The organism is Alteromonas sp. 38 (genome assembly GCF_902506055.1).
Lineage (GTDB): Bacteria > Pseudomonadota > Gammaproteobacteria > Enterobacterales > Alteromonadaceae > Alteromonas > Alteromonas lipotrueae.
On sequence record NZ_LR733300.1, the window covers coordinates 1,486,789 to 1,511,305 of the forward strand.

26 protein-coding genes, 1 tRNA gene and 1 pseudogene are annotated in these 24,517 nt (G+C 43.3%); 11 read left to right on the plus strand and 17 right to left on the minus strand.

Features of this window, described 5'->3' with window-relative positions; all coding sequences use genetic code 11:
* Nucleotides 1-77: 77 nt before the first annotated feature.
* A tRNA-Ser gene (locus FLAVO9R_RS06360) sits at nucleotides 78-167 on the plus strand.
* A gap of 145 nt (nucleotides 168-312) precedes the next feature.
* On the opposite strand, the gene FLAVO9R_RS06365 is transcribed toward FLAVO9R_RS06360, so the two are convergent.
* Complete coding sequence (locus tag FLAVO9R_RS06365) at nucleotides 313-747, minus strand: DUF1499 domain-containing protein (protein WP_159529755.1); 435 nt, start codon at nucleotides 745-747, stop codon at nucleotides 313-315.
* Nucleotides 748-1,068: 321 nt separating this feature from the next.
* Here FLAVO9R_RS06365 and FLAVO9R_RS06370 point away from each other — a divergent pair, with 321 nt between their 5' ends.
* A complete protein-coding gene (locus FLAVO9R_RS06370) occupies nucleotides 1,069-1,449 on the plus strand; it encodes a glutaredoxin domain-containing protein (protein ID WP_159529757.1) in 381 nt (126 codons plus the stop codon).
* Between the two features lie 59 nt (nucleotides 1,450-1,508).
* Here FLAVO9R_RS06370 and FLAVO9R_RS06375 read toward each other — a convergent pair whose 3' ends face one another.
* The gene (locus FLAVO9R_RS06375; RefSeq protein ID WP_159529758.1) at nucleotides 1,509-3,212 is read right to left on the minus strand and encodes a protein adenylyltransferase SelO family protein; all 1,704 of its coding nucleotides are present in this window, start codon (nucleotides 3,210-3,212) and stop codon (nucleotides 1,509-1,511) included.
* Between the two features lie 392 nt (nucleotides 3,213-3,604).
* Here FLAVO9R_RS06375 and FLAVO9R_RS06380 point away from each other — a divergent pair.
* Nucleotides 3,605-3,847: pseudogene (locus FLAVO9R_RS06380) on the plus strand (transposase zinc-binding domain-containing protein); the annotation flags it as partial.
* Nucleotides 3,848-4,602: 755 nt separating this feature from the next.
* Here the strand turns inward: FLAVO9R_RS06380 and FLAVO9R_RS06385 are convergent.
* The 10 genes from FLAVO9R_RS06385 to FLAVO9R_RS06430 all read right to left on the minus strand — a co-directional run bounded on the left by FLAVO9R_RS06385 (nucleotide 4,603) and on the right by FLAVO9R_RS06430 (nucleotide 14,222).
* Complete coding sequence (locus FLAVO9R_RS06385) at nucleotides 4,603-6,279, minus strand: DUF5597 domain-containing protein (RefSeq protein WP_159529760.1); 1,677 nt, start codon at nucleotides 6,277-6,279, stop codon at nucleotides 4,603-4,605.
* Between the two features lie 598 nt (nucleotides 6,280-6,877).
* A complete protein-coding gene (locus FLAVO9R_RS06390; protein ID WP_159529762.1) occupies nucleotides 6,878-7,321 on the minus strand; it encodes a DUF4158 domain-containing protein in 444 nt (147 codons plus the stop codon).
* A 216-nt stretch (nucleotides 7,322-7,537) separates the two neighbouring features.
* A complete protein-coding gene (locus tag FLAVO9R_RS06395; protein WP_159529764.1) occupies nucleotides 7,538-8,236 on the minus strand; it encodes a fumarylacetoacetate hydrolase family protein in 699 nt (232 codons plus the stop codon).
* Between the two features lie 34 nt (nucleotides 8,237-8,270).
* Complete coding sequence (locus FLAVO9R_RS06400; protein WP_159529766.1) at nucleotides 8,271-9,302, minus strand: cupin domain-containing protein; 1,032 nt, start codon at nucleotides 9,300-9,302, stop codon at nucleotides 8,271-8,273.
* 38 nt (nucleotides 9,303-9,340) lie between these two features.
* Complete coding sequence (gene maiA, locus FLAVO9R_RS06405) at nucleotides 9,341-9,982, minus strand: maleylacetoacetate isomerase (protein ID WP_159529768.1); 642 nt, start codon at nucleotides 9,980-9,982, stop codon at nucleotides 9,341-9,343.
* A 25-nt stretch (nucleotides 9,983-10,007) separates the two neighbouring features.
* Complete coding sequence (locus FLAVO9R_RS06410) at nucleotides 10,008-10,979, minus strand: TAXI family TRAP transporter solute-binding subunit (RefSeq protein ID WP_159529770.1); 972 nt, start codon at nucleotides 10,977-10,979, stop codon at nucleotides 10,008-10,010.
* Nucleotides 10,980-11,056: 77 nt separating this feature from the next.
* Nucleotides 11,057-11,371, minus strand: coding sequence for a non-heme iron oxygenase ferredoxin subunit (locus tag FLAVO9R_RS06415; RefSeq protein ID WP_159529772.1), 315 nt, complete (start codon nucleotides 11,369-11,371; stop codon nucleotides 11,057-11,059).
* Between the two features lie 22 nt (nucleotides 11,372-11,393).
* Nucleotides 11,394-11,873 (minus strand): aromatic-ring-hydroxylating dioxygenase subunit beta, encoded by a 480-nt coding sequence (locus FLAVO9R_RS06420; protein ID WP_232370594.1) that lies wholly within the window; start codon nucleotides 11,871-11,873, stop codon nucleotides 11,394-11,396.
* On the minus strand, nucleotides 11,870-13,126 hold the full coding sequence (locus FLAVO9R_RS06425; RefSeq protein ID WP_159529774.1) for an aromatic ring-hydroxylating dioxygenase subunit alpha: 1,257 nt from the start codon (nucleotides 13,124-13,126) through the stop codon (nucleotides 11,870-11,872). Before FLAVO9R_RS06425 ends, FLAVO9R_RS06420 begins: the two co-directional genes overlap by 4 nt.
* A gap of 109 nt (nucleotides 13,127-13,235) precedes the next feature.
* Nucleotides 13,236-14,222 carry a 2Fe-2S iron-sulfur cluster-binding protein gene (locus FLAVO9R_RS06430; RefSeq protein ID WP_159529775.1) on the minus strand — a complete coding sequence of 329 codons (987 nt, stop codon included), beginning with the start codon at nucleotides 14,220-14,222 and terminating at the stop codon, nucleotides 13,236-13,238.
* A gap of 176 nt (nucleotides 14,223-14,398) precedes the next feature.
* Here FLAVO9R_RS06430 and FLAVO9R_RS06435 point away from each other — a divergent pair, with 176 nt between their 5' ends.
* Complete coding sequence (locus tag FLAVO9R_RS06435; RefSeq protein WP_159529777.1) at nucleotides 14,399-15,304, plus strand: LysR family transcriptional regulator; 906 nt, start codon at nucleotides 14,399-14,401, stop codon at nucleotides 15,302-15,304.
* 303 nt (nucleotides 15,305-15,607) lie between these two features.
* Here the strand turns inward: FLAVO9R_RS06435 and FLAVO9R_RS06440 are convergent, their stop codons facing one another.
* The 3 genes from FLAVO9R_RS06440 to FLAVO9R_RS06450 form a co-directional block, all read right to left on the minus strand.
* A complete protein-coding gene (locus tag FLAVO9R_RS06440; RefSeq protein WP_159529779.1) occupies nucleotides 15,608-15,919 on the minus strand; it encodes a hypothetical protein in 312 nt (103 codons plus the stop codon).
* Between the two features lie 116 nt (nucleotides 15,920-16,035).
* Nucleotides 16,036-16,422, minus strand: coding sequence for a VOC family protein (locus FLAVO9R_RS06445; RefSeq protein ID WP_159529781.1), 387 nt, complete (start codon nucleotides 16,420-16,422; stop codon nucleotides 16,036-16,038).
* A gap of 91 nt (nucleotides 16,423-16,513) precedes the next feature.
* Nucleotides 16,514-16,927 carry a hypothetical protein gene (locus tag FLAVO9R_RS06450; RefSeq protein ID WP_159529783.1) on the minus strand — a complete coding sequence of 138 codons (414 nt, stop codon included), beginning with the start codon at nucleotides 16,925-16,927 and terminating at the stop codon, nucleotides 16,514-16,516.
* A gap of 719 nt (nucleotides 16,928-17,646) precedes the next feature.
* Here FLAVO9R_RS06450 and FLAVO9R_RS06455 point away from each other — a divergent pair.
* The 3 genes from FLAVO9R_RS06455 to FLAVO9R_RS06465 are packed head-to-tail and all read left to right on the plus strand — an operon-like array spanning nucleotide 17,647 to nucleotide 20,111.
* On the plus strand, nucleotides 17,647-18,597 hold the full coding sequence (locus tag FLAVO9R_RS06455; protein ID WP_159529785.1) for an SDR family oxidoreductase: 951 nt from the start codon (nucleotides 17,647-17,649) through the stop codon (nucleotides 18,595-18,597).
* Nucleotides 18,598-18,633: 36 nt separating this feature from the next.
* The gene (locus tag FLAVO9R_RS06460) at nucleotides 18,634-19,362 is read left to right on the plus strand and encodes a fibrobacter succinogenes major paralogous domain-containing protein (protein ID WP_159529787.1); all 729 of its coding nucleotides are present in this window, start codon (nucleotides 18,634-18,636) and stop codon (nucleotides 19,360-19,362) included.
* 8 nt (nucleotides 19,363-19,370) lie between these two features.
* Nucleotides 19,371-20,111 (plus strand): lipase family alpha/beta hydrolase, encoded by a 741-nt coding sequence (locus FLAVO9R_RS06465; protein WP_232370595.1) that lies wholly within the window; start codon nucleotides 19,371-19,373, stop codon nucleotides 20,109-20,111.
* A 20-nt stretch (nucleotides 20,112-20,131) separates the two neighbouring features.
* On the opposite strand, the gene FLAVO9R_RS06470 is transcribed toward FLAVO9R_RS06465, so the two are convergent.
* On the minus strand, nucleotides 20,132-21,253 hold the full coding sequence (locus tag FLAVO9R_RS06470) for a succinylglutamate desuccinylase/aspartoacylase domain-containing protein (RefSeq protein WP_159529791.1): 1,122 nt from the start codon (nucleotides 21,251-21,253) through the stop codon (nucleotides 20,132-20,134).
* A 152-nt stretch (nucleotides 21,254-21,405) separates the two neighbouring features.
* Complete coding sequence (locus FLAVO9R_RS06475; RefSeq protein ID WP_159529793.1) at nucleotides 21,406-22,290, minus strand: HesA/MoeB/ThiF family protein; 885 nt, start codon at nucleotides 22,288-22,290, stop codon at nucleotides 21,406-21,408.
* 413 nt (nucleotides 22,291-22,703) lie between these two features.
* Between FLAVO9R_RS06475 and moaB the strand changes: the two genes are divergently transcribed.
* The 4 genes from moaB to FLAVO9R_RS06495 are packed head-to-tail and all read left to right on the plus strand — an operon-like array spanning nucleotide 22,704 to nucleotide 24,516.
* Nucleotides 22,704-23,207, plus strand: coding sequence for a molybdenum cofactor biosynthesis protein B (gene moaB / locus FLAVO9R_RS06480; protein WP_013783769.1), 504 nt, complete (start codon nucleotides 22,704-22,706; stop codon nucleotides 23,205-23,207).
* Complete coding sequence (moaC, locus tag FLAVO9R_RS06485) at nucleotides 23,207-23,731, plus strand: cyclic pyranopterin monophosphate synthase MoaC (RefSeq protein WP_159529795.1); 525 nt, start codon at nucleotides 23,207-23,209, stop codon at nucleotides 23,729-23,731. The genes moaB and moaC overlap by 1 nt, the downstream gene beginning before the upstream one ends.
* A 21-nt stretch (nucleotides 23,732-23,752) precedes the next feature.
* Nucleotides 23,753-24,040, plus strand: coding sequence for a MoaD/ThiS family protein (locus FLAVO9R_RS06490; RefSeq protein WP_159529797.1), 288 nt, complete (start codon nucleotides 23,753-23,755; stop codon nucleotides 24,038-24,040).
* A gap of 2 nt (nucleotides 24,041-24,042) precedes the next feature.
* Nucleotides 24,043-24,516: a molybdenum cofactor biosynthesis protein MoaE gene (locus tag FLAVO9R_RS06495; protein ID WP_159529799.1), complete on the plus strand. Its 474-nt coding sequence runs from the start codon at nucleotides 24,043-24,045 to the stop codon at nucleotides 24,514-24,516.
* Nucleotide 24,517 lies beyond the last annotated feature (1 nt).

Here is a 24,517-nt window from a genome sequence, read left to right on the forward strand (position 1 = left end):
AGGTGAATTGTCCGCGCGTAAGGTAATTACCAAGCAGTATTTCGTTGTTTGCGTTCACCGCAAATAGCACAAAGTTTGGAGAGGTGGCTGAGTGGCTGAAGGCGCACGCCTGGAAAGTGTGTTTAGGGTTAAACCTAACGAGGGTTCGAATCCCTCTCTCTCCGCCAAATAAAAAAAGCCCCGTTTTCCTTGCGAAGAGCGGGGCTTTTTTGTGTTTGTAATTCTATGATTGGTAAACACTTTAAGAAATAAAAACCTCACTCGTTTTAAACATAAAAAACCTCAGTTATTTGGGTTTTAAAGTTTTCAGTATCACTGTGCGAACAAAACTTTAATCTTTTTCATTCGCGCTTTGTTTACGCCAAGATCAGAAATGCCCAGCCGCGATGCCGATCTAAAGTCAATCTGCGTTCTATCACCAGCTTTTTGTGAAAGCAAAAATTCAACATCATCAACAAAACCAATTAAGTGCGACCTGAATTCTACTCTTAGGTAGTTATCTTGCTCCTCAACTATTGTGGTTCGAGGTAGCGAATTAATAATGCCCACTAATTTCTCTTTCGCTTGCGCCCTTGAGCCTTTAAATAAAATAGGTGCTATATCTTGAGCGTTTTTATCCATACTGCTATGGCAGTTAGGAGTAATAGGGCAATCTTTTAGGGTTTCGCCGCTGACACCTAATTCGGGTGGGATAGTAGAGCAACCTACTAGAGGTAACGAACAAAGTAGCCAATACCGCTTTTTCATAATTTCTCTTTGTGTTTGAACATCGCTTTGTACTTCAGTTACAGATTAACACAGGTTTTCTACCTTTTTACTATTCACCTGTCTGCGTGTTGTTTGGTGTTTAGCTTGTTAGTCGTGAAGGCGTAAGATCTAAAGACGTAAGTTGTGCAGGTATAATATGTTTCAAACTCAGCTTATCGATACACCAAAATTAAAAGTCTTTTGAATAAGCAGATTTACACAATCGATACATGAATAAATTTCATGATCTTAATTATCAAAGGGCGGCATCAAGTAGTACAATCACGTTTTTATTTCATCATTCGTTAGTAGAGCCGTAAAATGAAATTCTTTATAACCCTTATTCGCAACCTACTCGGGGCCATCATTGCTTTTATAGATGTCATTACCCGTGGCACTAAACTAAAACGTTCGCCAGAAAAACAAGTGCAGGTGGCTGAAGAAAGCCAAAATTTGGCTTTATACCAGTTCTTTGGTTGCCCTTTCTGCATTAAAACTCGCCGAGCAATGTACAAATACAATGTGCCTATTCAAAAGCGAAACGTATCAGAGGGGTCGCCGTATAGAGAGGAGTTGTTACAAGGTGGCGGAAAAATTCAAACGCCATGTCTTCGAATAGAAAATAAAGATAGCGTTGAGTGGTTATATGACTCTAAAGCGATTATTGGCTATTTAGAAACGCGCTTTGTTGAAGCAAAGTAACTGCTCGTTATAGTTTCTAGCTTTACTGTAACGGCTAGCCCTAATAAAGGGCTAACCTTCTACGAAGAACAACTGTAGTGGGAAATACCGCCAGCGTTAAAATATTCTGGAGGGCGCAAACGGTAATAATGGCTTTGTGTTTGCGCTGATTGTTCTTCGTAGGGTTTAGTAAGCACGTCTTGTAGCGCGTGAATGCGATCAAAATTGCCAACTTCCGCGTCTTTATACGCCGGCACCACTAACCATTCACGCCATGTAAACTTAGGGTTGGTAAGCTTCATTTTCTTAACGCTTTCGTTAATATCACCCGACTTTTCAAGTTGAGCTCGCCAACTTTTTAGCCACTCATTCCATTCAAAAACCAAGCTTTCTTTAAGCTCAGTATAAAAACTTGTTTTTAGTGCTTCAACATCCTTAGGATGGTTAGATAGCTCTCTGAAAAAGTGGTTATAGTCCACACCAGTGCGCATCATTAAGTGTAATAGTTGAAGCAGCAGCTCATTATCGTAAGCGTTAAGCCCGAGTTTTGCGGCCCACATGTTGTCCATCTTTTCTTGCATGGCCGAGGCAAAATTGCTGTTCACATCACGTAATGCTTCTAGTTCAGCTGGTGCATTGGTGAGCAAGGGCTCGATGGCACGACAGAACATATCAAAGTTTTTTTCTGCCGCTACAGGCTGGTTTAAAAACGAGAAATGACGTCCTCCACCAGTCCATGGTTGGTAAGCCGGGTCGAACAACTCACAAAATCCAAAGGGGCCGTAATCTAGTGTATAGCCTCCTGCCGCGCAGTTGTCGCTATTGAAGTTTCCTTGGCAGTAACCTACTCGAATCCAATGCGCCACAAGTGATGTGAGTCGGTCTTGAAAGGCAGTAGCAAGGGCAACAAGCTGAGCTTCAAATGGTTGGGCTGTATCGATATCACCTTTATACTCACGTTCAATCAAATGTGCTGCCAGAAGCTGAAGCTCATTTAAAGCAGTAGGGTGTTCGTTGCTTCTTGCCCGTCTTCCAAAAAGTTCTAGCTGACCCACGCGAATAAAAGAAGGAGCAACGCGAGTTGAGATGGCCACAAGGTTTGGCACCACGACTTCTGGGTCTTGAGAGTTAGAGCCCTCTAAATACCAAGGTCTGTCGACAGTTTCAGATTGAGACATAAATAAACTGAGAGAGCGAGAAGTAGGGATACCCAATGCGTGCATATGCTCTTGTACTAAAAACTCTCGCACACTGGAGCGCAATACCGCTCTGCCGTCTGCACCTCGGCAGTAGGGTGTTCTTCCTGCGCCCTTTAACTGCATTTCAAAGCGCTTTCCATTAGTAACAATTTCTAGTACTGAAAGAGCTCGTCCATCTCCGTACCCATTGCCCGTTGAAAATGGGCATTGCTGAATATATTCGGTGCCATAAATTGACAAAGCGTAGCCGGTAGCCCACCCATAAGGCCTTATTTCGGCGGGAAGGGAAGACATGTCGCCAGAAAATAAGCGCATAAATTCAGGCGTGTGGGCAAGGCTATTATTAAACCCTAATTCTTCGAAGAACGTTTGGCTATGAACAACGTACATGGGGTTTTCAATAGGGGTGGGCGTTACCGGTACATAATGGCCAGAGAATACCTGCCTTGGGTTATGCTCATTGCCGTCTTCTTGCGCGTGCGGATCCACAACCAGGCTGCCTAGAAACGAATAATCAACGTATTTTGCAAGGTCGCTAATAGTTTGAATTGGCTGTTCAGTTTTATTTTCTTGATCGTCTAACATTGGCGCCCCTTTAAAACGTTTGATTTAGACGGCATTGTACTACATATGAATCTGGTTACTTGAATCGATCAGACTTTACACTGCAATGAATAATTGAAGTTACAGTGCATCAATATATTCGGCAATGGACAAGCGTCATTAAACGATACTGAGAAACGTCGCCACTTAACTACATCAATAAAAGGCATTATTTAGCGGTTTCAATTTAGGGTTAAGGTATAGGCTATTTTTACCTAACCCGAAATTCAGAAATTTGCCAGTTGCGTCCGATCACACGTTTGTATTAGAACGGCAGTAATATGTGCGTTGAGCGGACCTTGGCGCAATGCATTTCCCACCCTATTGATCAGTAGATTTACATGAAATTCATTGACACACTTTGATGCCAATTCATGGCAAGGATGCCATTGCTAGCAACTCACTCTCATACCTTTAAACGACATCGTCCAGAGCAGACAATACTGTATCAATTGGTCGAACATCACTATCCAGAATTTCTGAAGCAGCTTGGACATCAAGGAAAGTCGTTACCACACCATGTGGAAAAAGAGTTTGAAGAGTTTCTTAGGTGTGGTCGGCTTGAGCATGGCTTTTTGCGTGTAGTTTGTGACGACTGCAAGCATGAGAAACTGGTTCAGCGCGACTTCAACTTTGGGGCGTAGACAAAAGCAAAATAAGATACTAAGAAATAAATCCTGTCATGCTAGGGCAGCTTGCGCTCGAATTCCAAAATTGCTGTACCAAAGGCTTGAAAAGATCAAACAATGACAACTGTCCTATTAACCAAAATGCTTAAACCATCTTAGCAATGAACATCTAACCAACCTAAAAGCCAGCTGTAACGAAGGGTAGCGTTAGTTTTACTTCTACTCACCTTTTGAATATGATATACCAACAATTATAGCCTTTTTCATAGCGCCAGAGCTCATTGGAAACCGTGTAGCCCAAGACGCCAACTGAAAAGCGTATGGGGCATCAGTCAAATAAATAACAGGGTATGTTTTGTCAGTATTTGGCGAGTAAGAACGTGGCGTTTTGATAAACAGCGGATAAACTCTAGATGTTGATTTTTCAATTAAACTGACAGTTTCGCTACGAGGAATTTCGACTGATTTACAATAAACGGAAGTGCTAAGAAAAATAAAATAAACCAATAGCGTACCAAAAGTTATATATGGCACTAAACCAAGTCGATGATACTTCTTTTCGATTCTTTGAATTTGCTCTATCTTTACATATTAATTAAGAGCTTTGATATCTTCTATTGACTTTAACTCCATCTGTCGACTCTCCTTTTTCTATAACTCCGCAAGCGGATATATGTCTTTACAAATATTCGTTCGAGTGGATGTTTACTTCATTTGGTCACAGGGTCAATCAATATTCGCATTTAATAAGACTTAGGTTTTGAACGTTGAGCACTTTTCGAATTATAGCTCCCCAGCGTAATTCGAAAGGTCTTGTTCAGATCGGTAAAGTTGATTCCGTAGTCCGTTTGATCGCCGTTCCACATTCGCTGAAAAAGCCACTCTGCGTCTGTAAATTCAACTTCTTCAACGGACACAAAGATCGCTTGTTGGTTTGGTAGTGTTTCGTTGTTTTTCTTAAATTCAATTCGGGCATTTTTCCCGGTCACTAAAAATACGTTCTCATCCATTTTTGCGATAAGGACACCGGCATTTTTGAACTCATTCGGCTGCTTGAGTCCTGTTGCATTTGACGCGGACCAGGCCCGATAACCGAATGGCCACTCATCGAAGCTAACCTCGGCAAGCCAACTCCCAAGATTAAAATGACGAGAACCGTTGTTATCTCCGCGTGCTGCACCCCAGATACCGTTCTCAAAACCCAGACGTGACCACTCACTGGCAGCATTTTTGATCAGGGCGTAGTTTGCCGCAAACCCTTCGATATCGTCAGGTTTAAACCCCGTTATATCATTAGGGTGAACTTTGTAGTCAGCATCATCGATACCAAAAGGTGAGAAGCCTATGGCACCGCGACCCAAAACTTCGAAAAAGTAACGAGGATAGGCATCGTGAGTTCCCGTTTCAGAAACAAAAAGCGGGTTATCAATCCGTGCATACTGGTCTAATACTGCATTGTAGTCATGAGATTTGGGTAAATAGATATCCGGGGTTAGCATGTCTATTGCAGGGGCGCCTACCTTCCACACGTCGAGAACGTTAAACGTTGGCCCACCAGTGGCGTATTGCCCCGGTGATTGCTTGGCCGTGGGATGACGAAGCGCCGCATTGGTATACATCGGTAAATTCAGAACTTCCCGCCCAGCCTCAGCGAGTCGGCCTACGTAACGAGCAAACGCATAAGCCGTGAACATTTCTTCGGCGTCTTTACCAAAAGCATCGCGCCAAATACCGTTTTTAAGGCCTAAATTTTTCGAAAGTTCAGGCGGAACCGGCGCTTCAAACACTGAATTTGCCAACGCTGAATGATCGCGAACGAGGCCATATACACCGACCTCGTTTTCTACTTGCACCATGATTACCGTGTGTTGACGATCATACTTTTTCAAATGCCGCATAAACGCCGTAAATGCTTTGCGTTCAGCCATAAATAATTCCTGACTGTGCGGCGAGAGCGCATAGTGATTATCCCCGTCAGGTCGTATCATTCGAGGAAAACGCTGATTGTCTAGCTTAACCCAAGGAGGAGTATAACTTGGAGAAGTATTTTTAAAAGCACCGAACCACAAAGGAACAACACGTACATTTCGTGTTCGTGCCTGTTCTAATAACGTATCGAGAAACGAGAAATCAAATTCACCTTCAATCGGCTCAATCTGCTCCCATGAAACGGGGATTTGCAGTGTATTGGCACCCAACGCCTCGACACTCTCCCACACTGATGGCAGTGCGGCCACATAATTACTGGAATTATTTGTCTGAGCGCAAAGCATCAAAAAAGGCTTATTATCCACGAAGAAAACGCTGCGCCCGTTGCGAATATGCAACTTAGGTAAAATATTTGTGGCGACACTCAGCGCTTTTTCATGCGATTGCCCAAACGATACGACACTTGGCTGTGGATCTTTTGACGTCATCATGCAGCCTACTAAAGACATCAAACACGTCAACATCACGAGCGCTTGAGAGAAACGGAAATTGATATTAAGCATACTACGGCGCTCTATCTCAGCAGATTATTGGTGCGATAAATAGGCCAGAACCTGCTATTTATTCACCCCTGTTAATAGTTTTTAAATAATAGCCATTTGCGGCAATCAACGTACAGCAATTTATCGAGGCTGAAAAAAGCCGATTTGTTTTCCATCATTCTACGGCTTCTAAATTGATTTTATTGTGAATATAACTTTGCCTTGGGTTATTCTACTTTGCAACCACATTACGATGACAGATAGGCATTACTTACCCAGAACTCAGGTTTGTCAGTATCTGCGAGCTACTATCGAGACATATATGGACGCTCCCGTGATGTCAACGTAATACCAGCCTCTTCGTGCTGATTTTCAGCAAGAATTACGCTCTTATCTTCTTTTTCCGCTAGTCTGTCAGGTGAATACATCAACAACATGGCTAACGTTTTTTGGGTTGGTGATGGCGGTCTTCATACCACTATTCAAGACATTGAAAAGTGGGATAGGCAGTTTTACAAACCAGTTTTAGGGAAGGAACCGCGCAAATTTATGCATCAAATAAATATCTTGGCTCTATACACGTAACCGCAATTTCATTGGCATGCGCGGATAATCGGGATTGCCATGATTTATTCCATTCATGATGGTTAAGCAGTTCAAATATACGCTTATAGAACCGCGAGATTTGCGCAGGACTCACCGTGAAACGTTTTAAAGTTGTCTTATCATAATGTTCACTTGCGATAAAACGAAGATCGGATTCAGTATCACCAAATGACGCATTTAAACAGATGGGTTTGATTTTGAAGTAGCCCAGTAAGGCAACAAAGAAACATCGATGTGAAATATTGCGGATGCGAGTAGCTGCATCTCCTTCAATACTATTCAGCGAGAAATATTGACGTCTTTGTTCGTCATCAAGCGCGGGAATACCGTAAAGATCGTCTATTTCGGATTGGTAAAGGATGCTCAGTCGTTTTTCAAAAGACATTTTTGCCCAAATACTGAGAGTATAGGCCATCACATCAAATTATTGAAAATTGACAGTCCTCTGCATGTCAAGTCTGATAGGGGCTACAGAGATAATTGAAAAATTAAGAGGGAATGTCCAAACTACCCCGTCATGGTCGTTTTTCAGCACTTAAGAAAAAGCTCCCTATGTTTCATTAATTTAGGAGCTTTTATTGATGATGTTTTGACGGGGGGATTAACGGATGGTTAGCTGAATATCGCCGATACCTTCGATACTTCCGCTTATTTTGTCTCCAGAAACGACAGGCCCAACGCCATCTGGCGTACCAGTGTAAATCAAATCGCCGGGTTGTAGATGGTAAAATTTGGACAAGTCGGCGATAATTTCACGCACGTTCCAGATTAACAAATTTATATCCGAAGATTGTTTGGTGTCACCATTCACGGCCAATTCGATTTTGCCGTCATTTAACACACCTGTTTTACCTATTGGCACAATGGGGGCCAGAATCGCAGACTCTTCAAAGTCTTTACCCAGATCCCAAGGACGGCCTGTTTCTCTCGCGTTTAACTGGAGATCTCGACGGGTCATGTCCAAACCGCATGCGTAGCCGAAAATGATGTTTTCGGCTTTCTCTTCACTGACATTGAAGCCTTCTTCACCAATCGCAACGACAAATTCCATTTCATAATGGTAGTTGTCTGTTTGGGGTGGGTAATCAATGCTTGCCCCTGTTGCCACGTAAGTACTGGCATCCTTAATAAAGTAAAAAGGACTTTGTACACTTTTATCAACGGTGGCACCCATTTCCGCCGCATGAGCATGGTAATTTCGTCCCACACAAAAAATACGATGGATAGGAAACAGGCTATCAGAGCCTTCAATGGGCGCCAAAATGGTTTCTTTAGCGGGGAATACGAGTTTATTTGTCATGTTTTTCCTTTTATAAATGCTGTATTGATAAGGGTTAAAAAATACCGAGGTAACGATGTAGTGGCGCTTCGTCGGCAGTGATAATGAACGCAGGCTCAGTTGCAGAGGTGTTGCTGAGCGTTACCTCGCTGTAACCGGGCGCGCTGAGCGTGTCCTTTTCTGTCCATTGCAAAGCGTCGTTTGAATCCACTTGTAGAGTGCCTTGACCCTCGACAATATGGAAAACACAGGCGCTTGTGCGTTTAGGCAAAGATAGGGTTTCGTTAGGGCGTAGCATCATGGCGCCAAAGCCAATGCTGGGGAATAAGCTGGCTCCGTTTTCTGGATTGACATAAGCGATGCGGATTGGACTGTCACTGTAGTGCTGAGCCATTTCCATCAAACAAGCCCGTGTTCTTGTCCATGGGTAGCGCAGCATCGGCGAATCCGTATTCTCTCTTTTAAAATCCAATTCAGGCACCACGCCTGCGGCGCTGTATTCGGCAAAGGATTTATCCCGTTCAAGCACCTTGGTCTGAGTTTTTCCCTCAATTGCCCAAGAGCCTTCTAGTTGATACATCAAAGGCAGATCGAGTATGTCTAACCAAATAATCGGTCCGTCGCCGTCGTGCTGGTGCTCGTGCCATTTTCCAGATGGCGTCAGAATCAAGTCACCTCGTTCCATGATGCAAGGCTCGCCGTCGACAATGGTGGTTGCCCCTTCGCCTTCAATGATAATGCGTACGGCGTTGGGTGTATGGCGGTGATTGGGGGCGGTTTCGCCCGGTAATATTAACTGCAACCCCATATAAATACTGGGAGTGGCTTGCATGTTGGTTAGCCCGTGTCCTGGATTAGCCAGCACCAATACGCGACGTTCGGCTTTTTCCATCGGCGTTAAATCCCCTGCTTCGATTAACAGAGGACGAAGTGTGTCAAATTGCCAATTTAACGTTTGGGTTTTACGGCTCGGGACCTTATGAGGCAAAACGGCACGCATATTGGGCCAGAGTGGCACCAGGTTTAAATCGATTAATTTATCGCGGTAGGATTGAGGTAAATCCTCAAGAGTACCTAATGATTGCATGGGAAACTCCTTATTATTTATTTTTCAATTTCACAAAATTAAACGATGAAATCGGGCTGTTGGTTGGGCGCGGCTTGTTGAAAAGCCGTGTTTTGTTGGCAGTGCTCATAAATGCTTAAGACTTTCGTAAAGGCCGACAAATCACAGCCGAAACGCAGAGCATTGGCCACTTGTGGGACTAAGCAACAATCTGCCAATGTGGCCTGATCGCCAAAACAATAATCACCATAGCCGTATTCGTTTAAACGGCTTTCCAGTGCTTCGAACCCTTCTTGAATCCAGTGTTGATACCACACCGTTTTTTGTTCATCCGTAACCTCTAGTTGCTGCTTGAGATAGCCTAGGATGCGAAGGTTATTAACCGGATGCATGTCGCTTGCAATCATGTGACAGATTTCTAAAACCCTTGCCCGTTCTAATGAGTCTTTAGGCAGTAACGGCGAGTCAGGGTAGGTGAGTTCTAAATAGTCCAAAATAGCCATGGATTGTGTGAGTGTTTGGCCGTCATCCGTAATCAGCACAGGGACGCCCTTTGCTGGATTGAGTTTTATATGGCTCTCGGTTGCTTGCTCACCAATACGAATGTTGACGCCATGATGCTCGTAGCTTAGTCCTTTCAAGGCGAGTGCAATTCGCACTCGGTAGGAGGTTGAACTGTTAAAAAAGTTATATAACTGCATGGTTTTTTCCTATGATTGGGTCGAATTAGGTGACGGTTTTGATGCTGTTTTTTTGATCAGATAAGTAACGAATGGCACCAGGATGATATTGAATCCCCGGATAGTTTTTATTCACGGTATTAACTGCGAGTGCTTTAAAACCTGGGAATATTTTGATTAAAGTGTCTTTGTTCTCGAGAATGGCTTTTACCATGTGATAAACATCTTCGTCAGATACTTTATCGTTAACGATTAGAACGTTATCCCAAGTCAGCATTTGGATTGGTTGGTCTATGCCAACTAGATGTGGCGCTGGTTTTACTTCGGAAAAATAAAAGGCTGGACGTACTTTAAGAATGGCATCGCGTGCTGCTGGATCTGTGTTAACCGGTAAGAATTTCACACCGCCTACGGAAGCATCTACTTCCGCTACTTTTGGTCCACCAATGGCAAAATAAGTGGCGTCCAGTCGGCCTGATGAAAGATTGTCTGCGGCACGGATTAGGTCAGGGACAGGAACTTTTTTTACATCTTCCCAAGTTAAACCGCCAGTCGCCAGCATGGCTCCCATGTGCGGGCGGCCAATCGGAAATGCATTCCACCCCGAAGCGACTCGTTTCCCTTTTAGGTCTTCGATGCGGTCAATTTTGGATTGCTTTTTGACAAAAATGCCAATCGGCTGAGGGCTAATGCGCAGTGCTACTTTTAAATGACGACGTTGTTTACCTTTATAATCTGCCTTTCCCTGTACCGCGACAATGGCGTCATTGATATCATTAATAGCAAACTCGGCTAAGCCTTGGTTAACGGCATCCATCATAGCGCGATTACCACTATAGGGTTGAACAACCAAATTGATATTGGCTTTAGAGCGCGCAACATTGGCTATGCCGTTACTCATGGTGTTCCAAATAGAACCTTGTGGTGGTGACGCGATCGACAAAATTTGTGCCGATATATTGCTAGAGACTAGTGTAATAACGCTCGCAGTGATCAGCGATAATATTGTTTTTTTCATTGTTCTCTCCAGGTTATTTATAGTTATTGTTTGCTGGCTAAGTGATTCGCGATGGTTCTACGAACGAGGTATTAACCTTATCTAAACTTTAGGAAAACCTGCCCGTCTTCCATTCGAGTTGCGTACGCTTTGATATCCTCAGTCAAGGGTTCGCTCATGGCTTTTCCCGTTTTTATACAGAATCTCCCTTGATGAAGCGGGCATTCGATTTGTCCGTCTTCTAAAAATCCATCGCTTAATAGGGCATGCCCGTGTGTGCAGACATTGTCTGTCGCAAAGATTTCATCCTCGACTTTATACAGCGCGATTTGATGACCATTGACCGTAACGCCAATGACATCGTCTTCAGGAACATCGTCAATGCTGATGGTCTCTATCCAGTTGTCACTCATGGAAAACCTCTTTTTTCGAGTATTAAATTGGGTAAATCAAAGAATTAAGAATCATCTCGTTGTCAAAAATGCAGAGTCGAGATTTGATCTGAATACCTTGTTCCGTTAGGCGTAAATGATCCAGATAACGACCGACGTTATAGACTTCAGCAATGCCATTATTCTTGGTTCGAAAAACCGTGTAATTAGCTTGTGATTCAATGATGCCGTCATCTGATTCACTTAATATCAGAGGCGATGAAACCAGATGCAGCTGGTGGTAAGGGTCGTGAAATATGGTTTCTGTGATACCGTAAATACGGTCTTTCAGCATGCCTTTACTGGTGAGTGATAACGCGGCCATGGGCAAGTTGCGTTCATAGTTTTCTCTGGCTTGAACCTTGTAAAGGCAATCTTCGCTAAACATGTCGAGCCATGCGTCCCAATTTTCTTGATCAACCATAGCGGCGTAATTTTGGTAAAATTGAGTCAGTTTTAGGTAGTTGTCGGCTTTCATTGTCATACTCCCATCACTTTGCGCCAGTAGGCGTACATGCCTCGGATTAAGGTTTCAGAGACCATATGATCGGTTTCTTCTATTTCTTTCCCGCCCAGTTCTGCCAGTGAACGATGGAAAGGTTTCTGCTCAAAACCCTGTTGAGAAAACTCAATAACTTCACCGTCATCCGCCGAAACAAAGCCCGCAGGGCCAAACAGGTTCGCTTGGCGCAAACGACGCTCGGTCATGTCGGGGGTATCGTCTTCGTAGCCAAAATGCGTCCAAACAAAGTCGAATGAACCATGGCCGTTTGGTTGAATATGACGGGTACTGACACTGTTAACCTGCTGTTGCAGAATGACGCTTGGGAAGAGGGTCATCATGACGGCGGTCGGGCCATCCCACCATGGCTCGACTTCGACATCTAAGAAGCTAGGGTCATTGAGCTGCATGGACTCTTTAAAACTGGAAACATTCGTGGTTTGTGTGTCTTTACCGCCTGAGCCTCGTGTTGAGATCATCGCGGCATGGCGAAAATGTTCATCCATTTTTAACTCAGAGCGGTTATCTGCACGCCATAAGCCAAAAGTGACAAACCAGGTATGCAGTAAACCTGGGTGGTAAGGGTCTTTGATGTTTTCCTGCATCAGTTTCCAATTGCCTGGAATACGTTGTTTGTTGTAACCCAACAAGGTGAGCTTGCGACCATTAAACATCCGATCAAAGTAGGACAACATAGTGGGGCCAAGAAAATCTTCAAATGACTCAACATTTTGGTCAAAACTGGCGAAAACAACACCGCCGCGCGTTGCGACTAATAGTTTGGTTAAGCCATGATCAGATGTTTTGAAATCTTTAGGCATGCCGCCTTTTGCTTTGCCATCTTGTTTGACACCTCGGCGGAAAGGAACCCCTTGCAGCTTGCCTTCTAGGTCGTAATTCCATTGGTGATAAGGGCAGGTAAAGCTTTTGACATGGCCATGTTTTTCTCGACAAAAACGCATGCCCCGATGGGCGCAAACGTTTTCAACCACATAAATACTGTTATCTTCATGACGGACCATAATGACGGAACGTTCGCCAATAACCGTGCGTTTGAAGTCGCCAGGTTGTGGAATTTCGGCTTCTAATCCGACATAACACCAATGTTTTTTATAAAAGAGTTTCTCAAGCTCCTGCTTGTGTATGTCTTCGTCTGTATAAGCCCAAAAGGGAATTCGACTGGTGTCTTCATGCTCCCAAACAGGTGCCATTGGAATAGGATTTTCATGACTCATTTTATTCGCCCTTTTGGTCTTTATTATGGGTTGAATATTGGCCTTAAAAAGAAATGACTGGTTTCCTGTAAAGGCCTTACTTTTATGTCAAAAAATTAGATAAATGCTGTTAAACCCCGCTAGGGTAAAAGGCATCGGCATATATACGATCGATATCGGCTCCGCGTTTGCTGCAAACCAAAGAGGCGGCTTCCACCATGGCTGGTGCTCCCGCTAAATAAATGCGCCAATTTTTAAGTTCTGGAAAACGTTCTGTGATGGCCTCGATTACCAGACCTCGAAAATGTGGACTATTGGGTTTTGTATGATCTAAGGCAATTAGGTACTGGAAGTTGGCGTATTCAGAGGCCAATTTTTCCAAATAATCCAAGCCGTATAAGTCTTCTTCAGTGCGCGCGCCAAACACCAGTTGAATGTTATTTTGCATTCCAGATTCTAGTGCGCCTCGGACAATTGAAAGGATAGGTGCAAGCCCTGTCCCGGTAGCAATACACAACATAGGGTCGGTATTTTTACGTCTAAGATAAGAGGCTCCAAGTGGGCCATTGAGTTTGATGGATTCGCCAATCTTGATTTGTTCATCGAGCTTGGATGTCACTCGACCATTTGGCACAAGACGAATGTGGAACTCTAACGAATCATCGTCCGTTGTGCCTGCCATAGAGTAAGATCGAGTACCGTCTTCACGCCAAAAGGTTAGGTTGGCGAATTGACCGGGAGAAAACTCGAAGGTTTTGTTGGTTTTGAGTCTTAATCTACGTACATCTTTCGATAATATATCGAAAGAAACTATTTCCGCTTTTATCGTCTTTGTTGGGTGTGTAACGATTTCATCAGGTTCTGGGATTTCAATAATCGAATCCGTTTCAACACGGCTTTGACAGGCTAAAACGAATTGGCCATGTTGTGCTAAACGTCCTTCTGCAGCCGCTGGTCCGTTCACTGAACCTTCAATAACTTTACAGCGGCAGGTTCCACATCGACCTGAGAGGCAGCTATAGGAAATGGCAATGTCATTTTCCAAAAACGCTTCTAGCAAGGTGCTGCCTTGTGAGGCACTGATCGTTTTATTGACAGGTTTAATGAGTATTTCCATGGTCGCTCTTATTTATTGAGATCTTTATACGGCTACTGTGATGACGTGAAAAGGTCTCTTATTATTGTTTGATTTATGTGCGATGCTTTTGCATGGAATTGACTATAGAAGTTATTGAAATATTCAGATATAAAATAATCCTAATAATAATTATTCACATCAGTGAGATCTCTACCATGATTCGACTACAAGATATTGATTTAAATTTGCTGGTTGTTTTTCAACTAATGTACCGAGAACGGAAAACTGGTTTGGTAGCAGAGCACCTAGGATTGACACAACCTGCGGTTAGTAATGCGCTTGCGAGGCTAAGGCTGGCCTTGCATGACGAGTTATTTGAAAGGACGGCGCGAGGTATGAGACCTACGCCATTTGCAGATAGTATTGCGGAATCTATTGGCTATTCGTTGAGTACATTGCAAGACGGATTAAATTATCAGGAGCGTTTTGATCCTTTGTCGAGTGACCGATCTTTCTGCATCAATATGACGGATTTAGGGGAGATTTATATGTTGCCGCGTCTGATGGCCTACCTTGCTGAGCACGCCCCTAATATTTCGGTCAGCACGGTAAGAGACCAAGGACACTCCCTAAAAGAAGAGCTAGAAACAGGCAGTGTGGATCTGGCTATTGGACTGTTACCACAACTGGAAGCGGGTTTTTATCAGCGTCGTTTATTCGATCAAGATTATGTTTGTTTGATGCGAGAAGGACACCCTTGTGCGATGGGTAAGTTAAGCTTAGAAGACTTCTCTAAATCAGAGCACATTATAATAGAGGCTCAAGATACAGGACATGGTAGGGTGGAGAAATTATTAGCAAAAAGTGGAGTATTACGAGTCAGTAAATTGAAACTCCCGCACTTTATTTCGGCACCTTACATTGTGGCAAAAACCGATCTTATTGCCACCGTGACCGAAAAGCTGGGTCTACAAACGGCCGAAAATCTGAATTTAATCGTGAAAGCCCATCCTGTCGATATTCCTCCAGCGCAAATCAATATGTTTTGGCATCGCCGTTATCATCAGGACACGGGCAATGTCTGGTTTCGGAATTTGATCTTTGAATTGTTTTCAGAATAGTAAACTGTGTTCAATTCTAGTCATCCTGATAAGAGTCTCATTGTCAGTAAGGCAGGCCTTTCTAGCAGGATGGCGATGGCTCACATTATGAGTAATATCGTCATTCACTTGCTTTTAAAGCGTCTAGCCAAACGTCCTAACTCACTAGTATCTCTGCCACCATCTTGTTGGCTCATAGCCTGTTGAACCGGCTAACGTCATCCTTATTGACGGAATGGTTTACGGGTCTGACGCCGCTTGCTGGAAAACTCACTGTCGGCAAAAGTTAACTGTTGGCTCATGGGTGTTGGTCGTTGCGATTTACTATACTGCTATGATCTCACATCTGGGACTTATTCGCATCTTCCCTAGATATACAGCATGAATGATAGCTCCCAAGAGTATAAACAATATCATGGTGGCTATAAGTAAAAATATAAGTCCAGTCATTATTAACCCACCACTTTCAACCTGATGTAAATTCATCTCAGGTGAAAGTCCGAACTCTTTTGTCACAAACGCAATAAAGCTAAACGATGGAAAGATGCCCAGTATGATACCAATAAAAACAAAGTTTGAAATTTCACTTTGTACTTTAGGTTTGAGTTTAAAATAATCAAACATACGTTTGAGCATACTTGTAGCACCTAACTTTAAGCTAAGGGGCGCAGATACGTGGGGCATAATGGCGAAGCCGCCCCGCGTATAGGGGGAACTCTCCAGCGAGCAGCGCGAGTACCTTGAGTGGTTTGTTATGCACTTACACTGTTATCTCTATGAAAAATAGCGATTTTATTATTATCCAAATCCCTAATGTAACAAGCATAATAAGCATTATCATTTCGAGGGCCAGGCTTGCCTTCGCAAGTCGAGCCTAAGCTGATTGCTAGCTGATAGACCTTCTTAACAAGTTCATTACTGTTAACTTTGAGAGCCAACATAGTTCCGTTACCGAATGTTGCATTTTCTTTATTGTGTGGTTTAGTAATGGATAACTTTGTATCAGAGCCTGGAAATGCATAAAACACAACGTCTTCTGTTTTTGCTACTTGCTTTGCACCGATTAGACCAAGAATTTGGTCATAAAACTCAATAGCTTTATTAAGATCGTTAGTTCCTAACGTAATGTGTGAAATCACTTCCGATGTCTCCTAGGTGCATAACACCAAATTAAGCGGCGTTGCCCGCTCTTGGCAATGTCCGCTTCAATTTTCTTGTTAGGCATCGCTATCATTCAGGCGCACAGTAACTAGCATTAAAAACACCTCTAAGCTCTAACCCACTTTCTAACTTTAGATTATAATTGCCTTTTAGTTCTGTATCAGTTGCACTCAGAATATTTAACTCTCCGTTTTTACAAATACTCATCTCGTCGGCAAGATCTCCAAAAACGAAAAAGCAATATAGCAATTCCTCTCGTTGTAGTGTTGCTGCACCAGATTCGTATCCTAGCGCAAACCACTCAGAACTCTCTTTTCTCCCATCTTGCCAACTTCCAGCCTGGTACATCCACACACCAACCTTTTTCGGATTCGGTTCATTATTGAAACATGCTGATTGAAATTCTACTGATTGATCACGACACCCAACTAAAAAACTCAAGCTAGTAAAAATAAAAAAAGATACGAGAACTCTAAGTTTCATATGTGTATGCCTAACACTTTGCATAAGCGGTTTTGGCCGCTCTTGCCAAAATCCGCTTGATGCATTTGTTAGGCCTTTTCAAAACGAAGCCACTGAGTCTCTGTGCCCGCTATTGGAACAAAGAAAAGCGTTCCGATAACCTTTGAATTTAAAGCGGCGAAGTTAAAAGCACCTAAAGCCAGAGCGATGTTGCGAACAACAGGTGAGGGCTGTTGAACTGATATTTGTATTAAGCCAAATGCAGTTTAGGCTGACGCCTTCTAACAATTTAGTGTACGGAAAAAATCCTTTATGCAAGGTGGAAAATTTCCATATTTCATTGATTTATTGTCCCAGTCTATTTTTTAAGCTCCTGATTGGCAAGTCATTATTTATAACCCCTAAAGCACACCACAAGAAAGGCGGAAAAATTCCGTAATAAATCGGACTTATGCAACTGAATATGAGCCTGTATAAATAAACAGTATTTTTGCAAAGTTATTTTTGTCTAATAAATCTTAAATTCCGCAATAGTAATCCCCTTACTGTAAGCAAACCTAAAAATGAATTTATTGATACAAATAGGCATTTTTTAGCGATTATTACGCCTGATAAATCTAGCTTTCAAGCACTATAATGCACTTTATTGTGCGGTTTGAATTTAAAGCACGTAACAAAGACTAACACGGGTTACCACAAGCAAGGCGGTGACTGAATAATCAACATTGGCAGGTAATTTTATGGCGACGAATAACCCATTTGGCCCTAAAGGTTGGACTCCCGAGCGTTTGGGGTCTCTTTCGGGAAAAACGTTTCTAATCACTGGCGCAAATAGTGGGGCGGGGTTTCAGGCTACGCGAATCTTGTTGTCGAAAGGGGGGAGCGTGGTAATGCTAAATCGTAACCTTAGTAAATCAGAAGCTGCCATCGCCAAGCTACAAACCGAGTTTGGTGATGAAGCTAAAGTCAGCTTTATACAATTAGATTTAGCGGAATTGGCGTCAGTAAGGCGCGCGTCGCAAGAAATACTAGAAAAGGTGCCTAAAATCGATGCGCTTATGTGTAATGGTGCAATTGCTCAAATCTCCACACAACAGCTAACTGTCGATGGGTTTGAAAGTCAGTTAGGGGTAAACCATTACGGTCATTTTTTATTATGTGGTTTGCTCTTTGAAAGAATTGAAGCATCAAAAGGCAGAATTGTAGTGGTGTCTAGTGAAGGCCACAAAATGGGATTAAGAGCCATTCAATTCGATGATATGAATTGGGATAAGAACTACCATCCAAATAAAGTGTACAGCCAAAGTAAGCTAGCTCAAATGATGTTTGCCTATGAACTTCAGGACAAAATCAAAGCGGCTGGAAAAAATGTGAAGGTATACGTTTGTCACCCTGGGGCTTCTAATACTTCTCTTATCAGGGAAAGCGCAAGTTTAATGACCCGAATTTCGTGGGCATTTATGGTTAAGATCGGCCTGGCGCAAACGGCTGAAAAGGGCGCGTACCCAGAGGTAATGTGTGCCACCGAAGAAAACTTAAAAGAGTGTGCTTATTATGGCCCAACGGGGCTAATGAATTTTGGTGGCCCGGTAGGTGAGGGGAAGCTTGAATCATTTGTTGTGCAGAAAGACGCGTTAACTCGGTTGTGGGCGCTTTCTGAGAAAGAAACTGCTATTAACTGGCCGCTTTAATTTAATAAGAAAGGCGCTTTATGCTTGGGCTCAAAGATGAAAAAATTAATTTTTGGTGTGGGTATCAGTATGTTAATAACAATGGATTCATCGGCTAACAATAGTAGTCAGTTAAGCAATACTCAACAGGCTGCTCAAAGCCCTGAACAAAACTCCGCTCAAAGCTTAATACAAGATATTGAGGGTAATGTTTATCGCACTGTGAAAATTGGCGATAGAGTCTGGCTGGCTGAGAATTTAAGATCGACTAAATTTCAGGACGGTACCCCGGTTAATACGGGTTTCGTTCCGGATGATAACGACAAAAATTTATCAAGCTATGGCAGGCTTTATGATTGGAATGATGTTTCCAACTCGCGAAATATTTGTCCTGCGGGATGGCGAGTGGCATCAGATGAAGACTGGAAATCGCTAGAGGCAGCTATTGGTATTGCCGAATCTGATCTTGATAAAGAAGGATGGAGAGGCGAGAAAGACGTGTCTATTACACTTAAAGCTGCGCAGCCAAATACTTTGTTCAAGCGTTTTGACCAGTCCCAAGTCAATAAGTATAAATTTTCTGCTACGCCAGCGGGTGTAAAGCTTGGTAATTGGTATATAACCCAAGGCATGTATACTGAGTTTTGGACAAGCAGTAATGCCACTCAAAAAGAAGCTTTTGCTAGAACACTTGCCTATTCGTGGTGGAACTCTCATAAGGGAGAAATTCGCCGAACTAAACTCAAAAAGAGTTATATGTTATCGGTTAGGTGCGTAAAAATGTAGGTTAAATGATGCTCCGAACAGTTGTTTTAACGGTTTTATTGCTAGTGCTTTTTCTAACTACGGGTTGTGCTAACTCTGAAGCGAAGCCGCTTAATTACCAAGCAGATGATGAGATTGTTGTGCTAGCCCACGGGTTGGGTAGAAGTGATTGGGCAATGTGGCGTTTTGCTAAGCGGTTGGAGAACGCGAACTATAAAGTATGTCTATTAGACTACACTACCATCGGGGTGAGTGTGGCTTCGGTATTAGATGAAACAGCCAGCCAAATAGATGTGTGCCTACAAAATGCCCCCAAAGTACATTTTGTAGGGCACTCTCTTGGTGGTTTAGTCATTAGAGCATACTTGCAAAATCATGAAGAAGCCTTAGAAGTCGTGAACGTGGGAAAGGTAGTACTGGTAGGTACACCAAACAAAGGCAGTGAATTAGCCGATCATTATAATGACAGCTGGTTAATGAACCTAGGTGGGGGAATTAGCCGTGCGTTAGTCACTGGCACTAGAAGCTTGGGCAATAACCTTGATGCGGTAGATTTCACTATTGGCATTATTGCGGGCACCAAGCCGTTAGGCTTAACGAACGACAGGTTCAACGGGCCAAACGATGGTCTGGTATCAGTAGAGTCTACTAAATTGGAGGGCATGACTGATTTTATCACCATCGACGTTGGCCATTCTCAAATGCGATATAGCGAAGAAGTGGCAAAGCAAACTATTTACTTTTTACAAAAAGGCGCATTTGACCACTAGCGCCATGCTGCTCACCTTTGTTAGGTGAGCGTTTCGTAATTAGTAAATACTTTATAAAGCTGTGTGCCACTTAATACCGATGCAGACGGAAAGTGCAAAATAGGGATTAAATCGCAAGGAGCGTTTAATAAGCGGCTGCCATTATCGTTATCAAGCTCGTCAATATTTAGAATTTTCGCAAGGGGCTCACCAGCCTTAATGCTTTCCCCCGGTTTTGCTAGGTATTCCACCATGCCGCCCCAGTCAGTAAAAAGGGTTTTATAGTCTTTTAGCATTACCCCTAACCGAGTCATATCATTAGGCTTAACATCACAATTGTGTAGTGCGCCTTTTGCATTTAGGTAACTGAGTATACTAAGTGCATCCACATCACCCTCGGTGAAATTAATCACCTCTTGGCTACCCATTTCAAGCGTAAAAGCTTCAACGTTAAACTCAATATTTCGCTGCAGGTTTGCCTCAATACTTTCTTGTAGCGTCCACCATGGGCAAAAAGTAGCTTCATCTAATGCGCCAGCAAAAACATTAGGAATAAAAATACAGTGGGGTATGTTAAACAGGCTAGCGCTGGGCTTAGCATACTCAGGCACATAAATATGGCGTGTTGAAACAGGGCCATTATGCAAATCCAGTACAAAATCAGCATTCACCGCTAATTGCTGTAGTTTTAAGTTTAGCTGCTGTGCTAAGCCCAAACCCCAAGGTGTGGCAAGCTTGGTATCGATAGCGTTTGATAAAAACGTTCTGAAACGCTGCTTTATGCCTTGTATCGACTCTTCTGGGGTAACGGTGTTAGCAAATTGCTCAACACTGTCTTTGTCAAAATAATAGCCTCGGTTCCAATTGGTGCCGTTGACGGGGTCGAAACGGCCCATGGTGTATTCGCCGGCTTTTATATTAGTGCCTACAGGGTTGCAATTGGGTACCAAGATAACTTCGCCACAAATATCCATGTCTTTTAAGCGTTGGATAAGGTGGTATATCACTACGTTACCTTGCACTTCGGCGCCATGTATCGAACTTTGAATGTATACGGTGGGGCCGGGTCTTGCGCCTCGCATTCTATAAATGGGCACATTCATGTTTCTGCCAGAGGCGTTTTGCGCCACGACAATATGCTGCTTAACAACCTCAGTTGTCATAACTCTCTCTTTTTAATTCGTTGTTATTCATGTCGTTGTTAGTTATTGATGCTCTCGTTAGCGCTAATGCTAGTGCTTATATTAGTACTTATATTAGTGCTTATGCAGGAACTTATAGACGCCCATGCTAATACTTTTGTTACTCATATGCGCTAACCTTCATCAACATCTTTATTCTGATTACCACAAACATCACACTGCAGTGTGGCGGGTAGCGTCCATTGTTGCCATTCATGCTGCAAACCATCGAAGGTCAACAAGGTATTTACCGGAACTGAACCTACTCCCATTAATACCTGCATGGCAAGCAGTGCTTGGTAGGTCCCTACAATGTTCACGATGGGCGAAAAAATACCTGCTTCGGTACAGCTTAATTCAGGCGCGCTAAATAACCTACGTAAACACGCATAGCATTGGCTTTCGCCGGGTTTAGCTACGAATAATTGACCTTCAAAGCGAATGGCTGCCCCAGAAATTAAAGGAACGCCGTGTTTATAACACAAGCGGTTTATAAGGTCGCGGCTTTGAGCATTATCGGTGCAATCAAGCACAATGTCGTGCTCGCCAAACAGTTTGTGGGTATTGATTTCAGCTTTCTCTAATTCAGTCGCACCTGTCTTAGTAGCCCAACCCTCTGCGCTGTTTGTCTCAGTGCGTTCTTCTCCCGCGCGGTTTCCAGCAATAAATGGCATATTGTCTTGAAGCAAACTCGCTTCAATACTGACAATTTCACAATCGCTATTCATTTGCGATAGTCTGACTTTCGCTGCCATCACTTTTGACTGTCCAACTTGGCTTTCATCGAACAAGGTTTGGCGGGGGAGGTTGGTATGCTCAACAATATCGTTGTCTATCAGCGTAATTTTGCCCACACCACTGCCACATAAGTTCGTGGCCGCCGCATTACCTAAACCGCCTACACCAATTATTAGAATGCGAGACGACGCCAACAATTCCTGACCATCAATATCAACTTGAGGCAGTACAATTTGCCGGTTGTATCGCATTACCTGCTTAGTAGATAGCGGGGTTTTCATTTACGCATTAACCTTAGTGTAAAAATAAGTGAGCAAGTAAGGCACAGTAGCAAAAAGGAAACTGGTTGCCCAAGTAATTGACATCCAAGCTATTGAATACAATGCTTTTACCCTCATAGATAAATTGTATTATTTACGTTGTGCTTTTTAGCTTTACCACTATTTTTAATTCATATTGGTACAAGGCAATGAGTCATGCTCCCAATCCACAACAATTTTCAGGTTGGGCGCAGCATGTTATAAAATCGACTCTTTATAACAGCTCAGCGTCTGACTAAAAAACCGGAGCGCCGCTGGCGCAGTATATGTTGCCGCATACATCAATGTGGTAAGCTGAACGTAACATGATGTATTAATTTAGGCGTACTTTATCAAAGCCTGAATAAATGTCGCATATCAATTTAGGATTTCTTATGTCTGTAGTTAGTCAGCCGCTTAATTTGGCGGTACTTACCATTTCTGACACCCGCACACTTGAAAATGATAAGTCAGGGGATTATTTAACTAACGCATTAAATACTGCGGGGCATAACTTAGGCGACAGAGCCTTAGTAAAAGACGATATCTATCAGCAGCGCGCTATAGTGTCGGCGTGGATAGCAAACCCCGATATTAACGGTATATTAATTACTGGTGGCACGGGCTTCACCCACAGAGACTCTACGCCAGAAGCTATCAGTGTGTTGTTCGATAAACAGGTCGATGGCTTTGGTGAATTGTTTCGCCAGGTAAGCTACCAAGAAATTGGTACTTCTACCATTCAGTCTCGCGCTATTGCTGGTTTTGCCAACAATACTGTCATCTTTTGCTTACCCGGCTCTACAGGCGCTTGTAAAACCGGTTGGGAAAAAATTATTGCTAGCCAGTTAGATGTCGATTTTAAACCCTGTAATTTCGTTAAACACTTGGTGTCGTAATGGCCACATTTAGTCATTTAAATGCAGGCGGCGAAGCTAACATGGTGGATGTTAGCGATAAAGCAGTAACCGTCAGAGAAGCCACTGCCCAAGGGTATTTATATACCAGTCCAGAGGTTATCGCCCAAATAAGCAATGCCACTATTGCTAAGGGCGACGTATTTGCCGTTGCGCGTATTGCAGGTATTCAGGGGGCAAAGCGATGCGCCGATCTCATTCCGTTGTGCCACCCTCTTGCGCTCTCGAAAGTAGATGTAAACTTTGCCATCGAGCCCGAAAATAACCGCATAAAAACCACCTGTTTTTGTAAACTAAATGGCAAAACAGGGGTAGAGATGGAAGCCCTTACTGGTGTGAACGTGGCCCTGCTTACCTTGTTTGATATGTGTAAGGCTATCGATCCTGGTATGCGCTTAGAAGGCATTCAGGTACTTGATAAAAAAGGCGGAAAAACAGGGCATTGGAAAAGTGATAATGAATCGACTAGCAGCCACACCAACGACAAAAAAACATTAGGTGAGTAATTTACCTTCATAGGAAATAAAATGAATGTAACCGTGAAAACCTTTGCACAATTACGTGAAATTACCCAAGAAGGTTGCTTTACGTTAACGCTGCCCGACAACGCCACCAACATGGGGGATGTTATTAGCCTGCTAAAAAGCCGAAGTAATAACTGGGCGCAAGCCCTGGGTGCTAGCAACAGTGAAAAAGTCGATATGGGCAGCAATAGCAATGTGCTTATGGCGCGCAACCAGCAACTGTGCGATACAAAGACGCTTATACAGGCAGGCGACGAGCTTGCCTTTTTCCCACCAGTTACAGGGGGGTAACCATGTTCGCATTAATTGGCAACGCCGACTTCGATCAACAGTGGCTATACAATCGCTTACGTCAAGAAGCTAGCCAAAAAGCCAAAGGTAACGTGGGCGCAATTGTTACCTTTACCGGCTTGGTGCGTGACAATAATGCCGATGGCAATATTTTAGGCATTGAACTTGAGCATTACCCTGGCATGACAGAGCAAGCCTTAACCGACTTAGTGCAGCAAGCAATAACCCGGTTCTCACTGACCTCTGCCGGCGCGGTTCACCGTGTAGGCCGTTTGTATAATGATGAGCAAATAGTCTGGGTTGGTACTGCCGCACCGCATCGGGCGGCGGCATTTGAGGGTGCTAACTTTTTGATGGATATGCTGAAACAATCGGTACCCTTATGGAAAAAAGAGTTCACCCGAGATGATTCACGATGGGTTGACGTAAAGTCCTCAGACGATAAGGCCGCTTTGGCCTGGTTGAGAGAAAAATAGC

What these genes read in the sequence shown, in the direction of transcription:
- FLAVO9R_RS06495 (WP_159529799.1), top strand. Translation starts at nt 24,043, where the DNA reads ATGTTCGCATTAATTGGCAACGCCGACTTCGATCAACAGTGGCTATAC.
- FLAVO9R_RS06460 (WP_159529787.1), top strand. Translation starts at nt 18,634, where the DNA reads ATGAAAAAATTAATTTTTGGTGTGGGTATCAGTATGTTAATAACAATG.
- FLAVO9R_RS06450 (WP_159529783.1), bottom strand. Translation starts at nt 16,927, where the DNA reads ATGAAACTTAGAGTTCTCGTATCTTTTTTTATTTTTACTAGCTTGAGT.
- FLAVO9R_RS06415 (WP_159529772.1), bottom strand. Translation starts at nt 11,371, where the DNA reads ATGAGTGACAACTGGATAGAGACCATCAGCATTGACGATGTTCCTGAA.
- maiA (WP_159529768.1), bottom strand. Translation starts at nt 9,982, where the DNA reads ATGCAGTTATATAACTTTTTTAACAGTTCAACCTCCTACCGAGTGCGA.
- FLAVO9R_RS06395 (WP_159529764.1), bottom strand. Translation starts at nt 8,236, where the DNA reads ATGACAAATAAACTCGTATTCCCCGCTAAAGAAACCATTTTGGCGCCC.
- FLAVO9R_RS06470 (WP_159529791.1), bottom strand. Translation starts at nt 21,253, where the DNA reads ATGACAACTGAGGTTGTTAAGCAGCATATTGTCGTGGCGCAAAACGCC.
- FLAVO9R_RS06435 (WP_159529777.1), top strand. Translation starts at nt 14,399, where the DNA reads ATGATTCGACTACAAGATATTGATTTAAATTTGCTGGTTGTTTTTCAA.
- moaB (WP_013783769.1), top strand. Translation starts at nt 22,704, where the DNA reads ATGTCTGTAGTTAGTCAGCCGCTTAATTTGGCGGTACTTACCATTTCT.
- FLAVO9R_RS06390 (WP_159529762.1), bottom strand. Translation starts at nt 7,321, where the DNA reads ATGTCTTTTGAAAAACGACTGAGCATCCTTTACCAATCCGAAATAGAC.
- FLAVO9R_RS06385 (WP_159529760.1), bottom strand. Translation starts at nt 6,279, where the DNA reads ATGATGACGTCAAAAGATCCACAGCCAAGTGTCGTATCGTTTGGGCAA.
- FLAVO9R_RS06420 (WP_232370594.1), bottom strand. Translation starts at nt 11,873, where the DNA reads ATGACAATGAAAGCCGACAACTACCTAAAACTGACTCAATTTTACCAA.
- FLAVO9R_RS06410 (WP_159529770.1), bottom strand. Translation starts at nt 10,979, where the DNA reads ATGAAAAAAACAATATTATCGCTGATCACTGCGAGCGTTATTACACTA.
- FLAVO9R_RS06440 (WP_159529779.1), bottom strand. Translation starts at nt 15,919, where the DNA reads ATGCTCAAACGTATGTTTGATTATTTTAAACTCAAACCTAAAGTACAA.
- FLAVO9R_RS06370 (WP_159529757.1), top strand. Translation starts at nt 1,069, where the DNA reads ATGAAATTCTTTATAACCCTTATTCGCAACCTACTCGGGGCCATCATT.
- FLAVO9R_RS06375 (WP_159529758.1), bottom strand. Translation starts at nt 3,212, where the DNA reads ATGTTAGACGATCAAGAAAATAAAACTGAACAGCCAATTCAAACTATT.
- FLAVO9R_RS06425 (WP_159529774.1), bottom strand. Translation starts at nt 13,126, where the DNA reads ATGAGTCATGAAAATCCTATTCCAATGGCACCTGTTTGGGAGCATGAA.
- FLAVO9R_RS06475 (WP_159529793.1), bottom strand. Translation starts at nt 22,290, where the DNA reads ATGAAAACCCCGCTATCTACTAAGCAGGTAATGCGATACAACCGGCAA.
- FLAVO9R_RS06400 (WP_159529766.1), bottom strand. Translation starts at nt 9,302, where the DNA reads ATGCAATCATTAGGTACTCTTGAGGATTTACCTCAATCCTACCGCGAT.
- FLAVO9R_RS06465 (WP_232370595.1), top strand. Translation starts at nt 19,371, where the DNA reads ATGCTCCGAACAGTTGTTTTAACGGTTTTATTGCTAGTGCTTTTTCTA.
- moaC (WP_159529795.1), top strand. Translation starts at nt 23,207, where the DNA reads ATGGCCACATTTAGTCATTTAAATGCAGGCGGCGAAGCTAACATGGTG.
- FLAVO9R_RS06430 (WP_159529775.1), bottom strand. Translation starts at nt 14,222, where the DNA reads ATGGAAATACTCATTAAACCTGTCAATAAAACGATCAGTGCCTCACAA.
- FLAVO9R_RS06490 (WP_159529797.1), top strand. Translation starts at nt 23,753, where the DNA reads ATGAATGTAACCGTGAAAACCTTTGCACAATTACGTGAAATTACCCAA.
- FLAVO9R_RS06365 (WP_159529755.1), bottom strand. Translation starts at nt 747, where the DNA reads ATGAAAAAGCGGTATTGGCTACTTTGTTCGTTACCTCTAGTAGGTTGC.
- FLAVO9R_RS06455 (WP_159529785.1), top strand. Translation starts at nt 17,647, where the DNA reads ATGGCGACGAATAACCCATTTGGCCCTAAAGGTTGGACTCCCGAGCGT.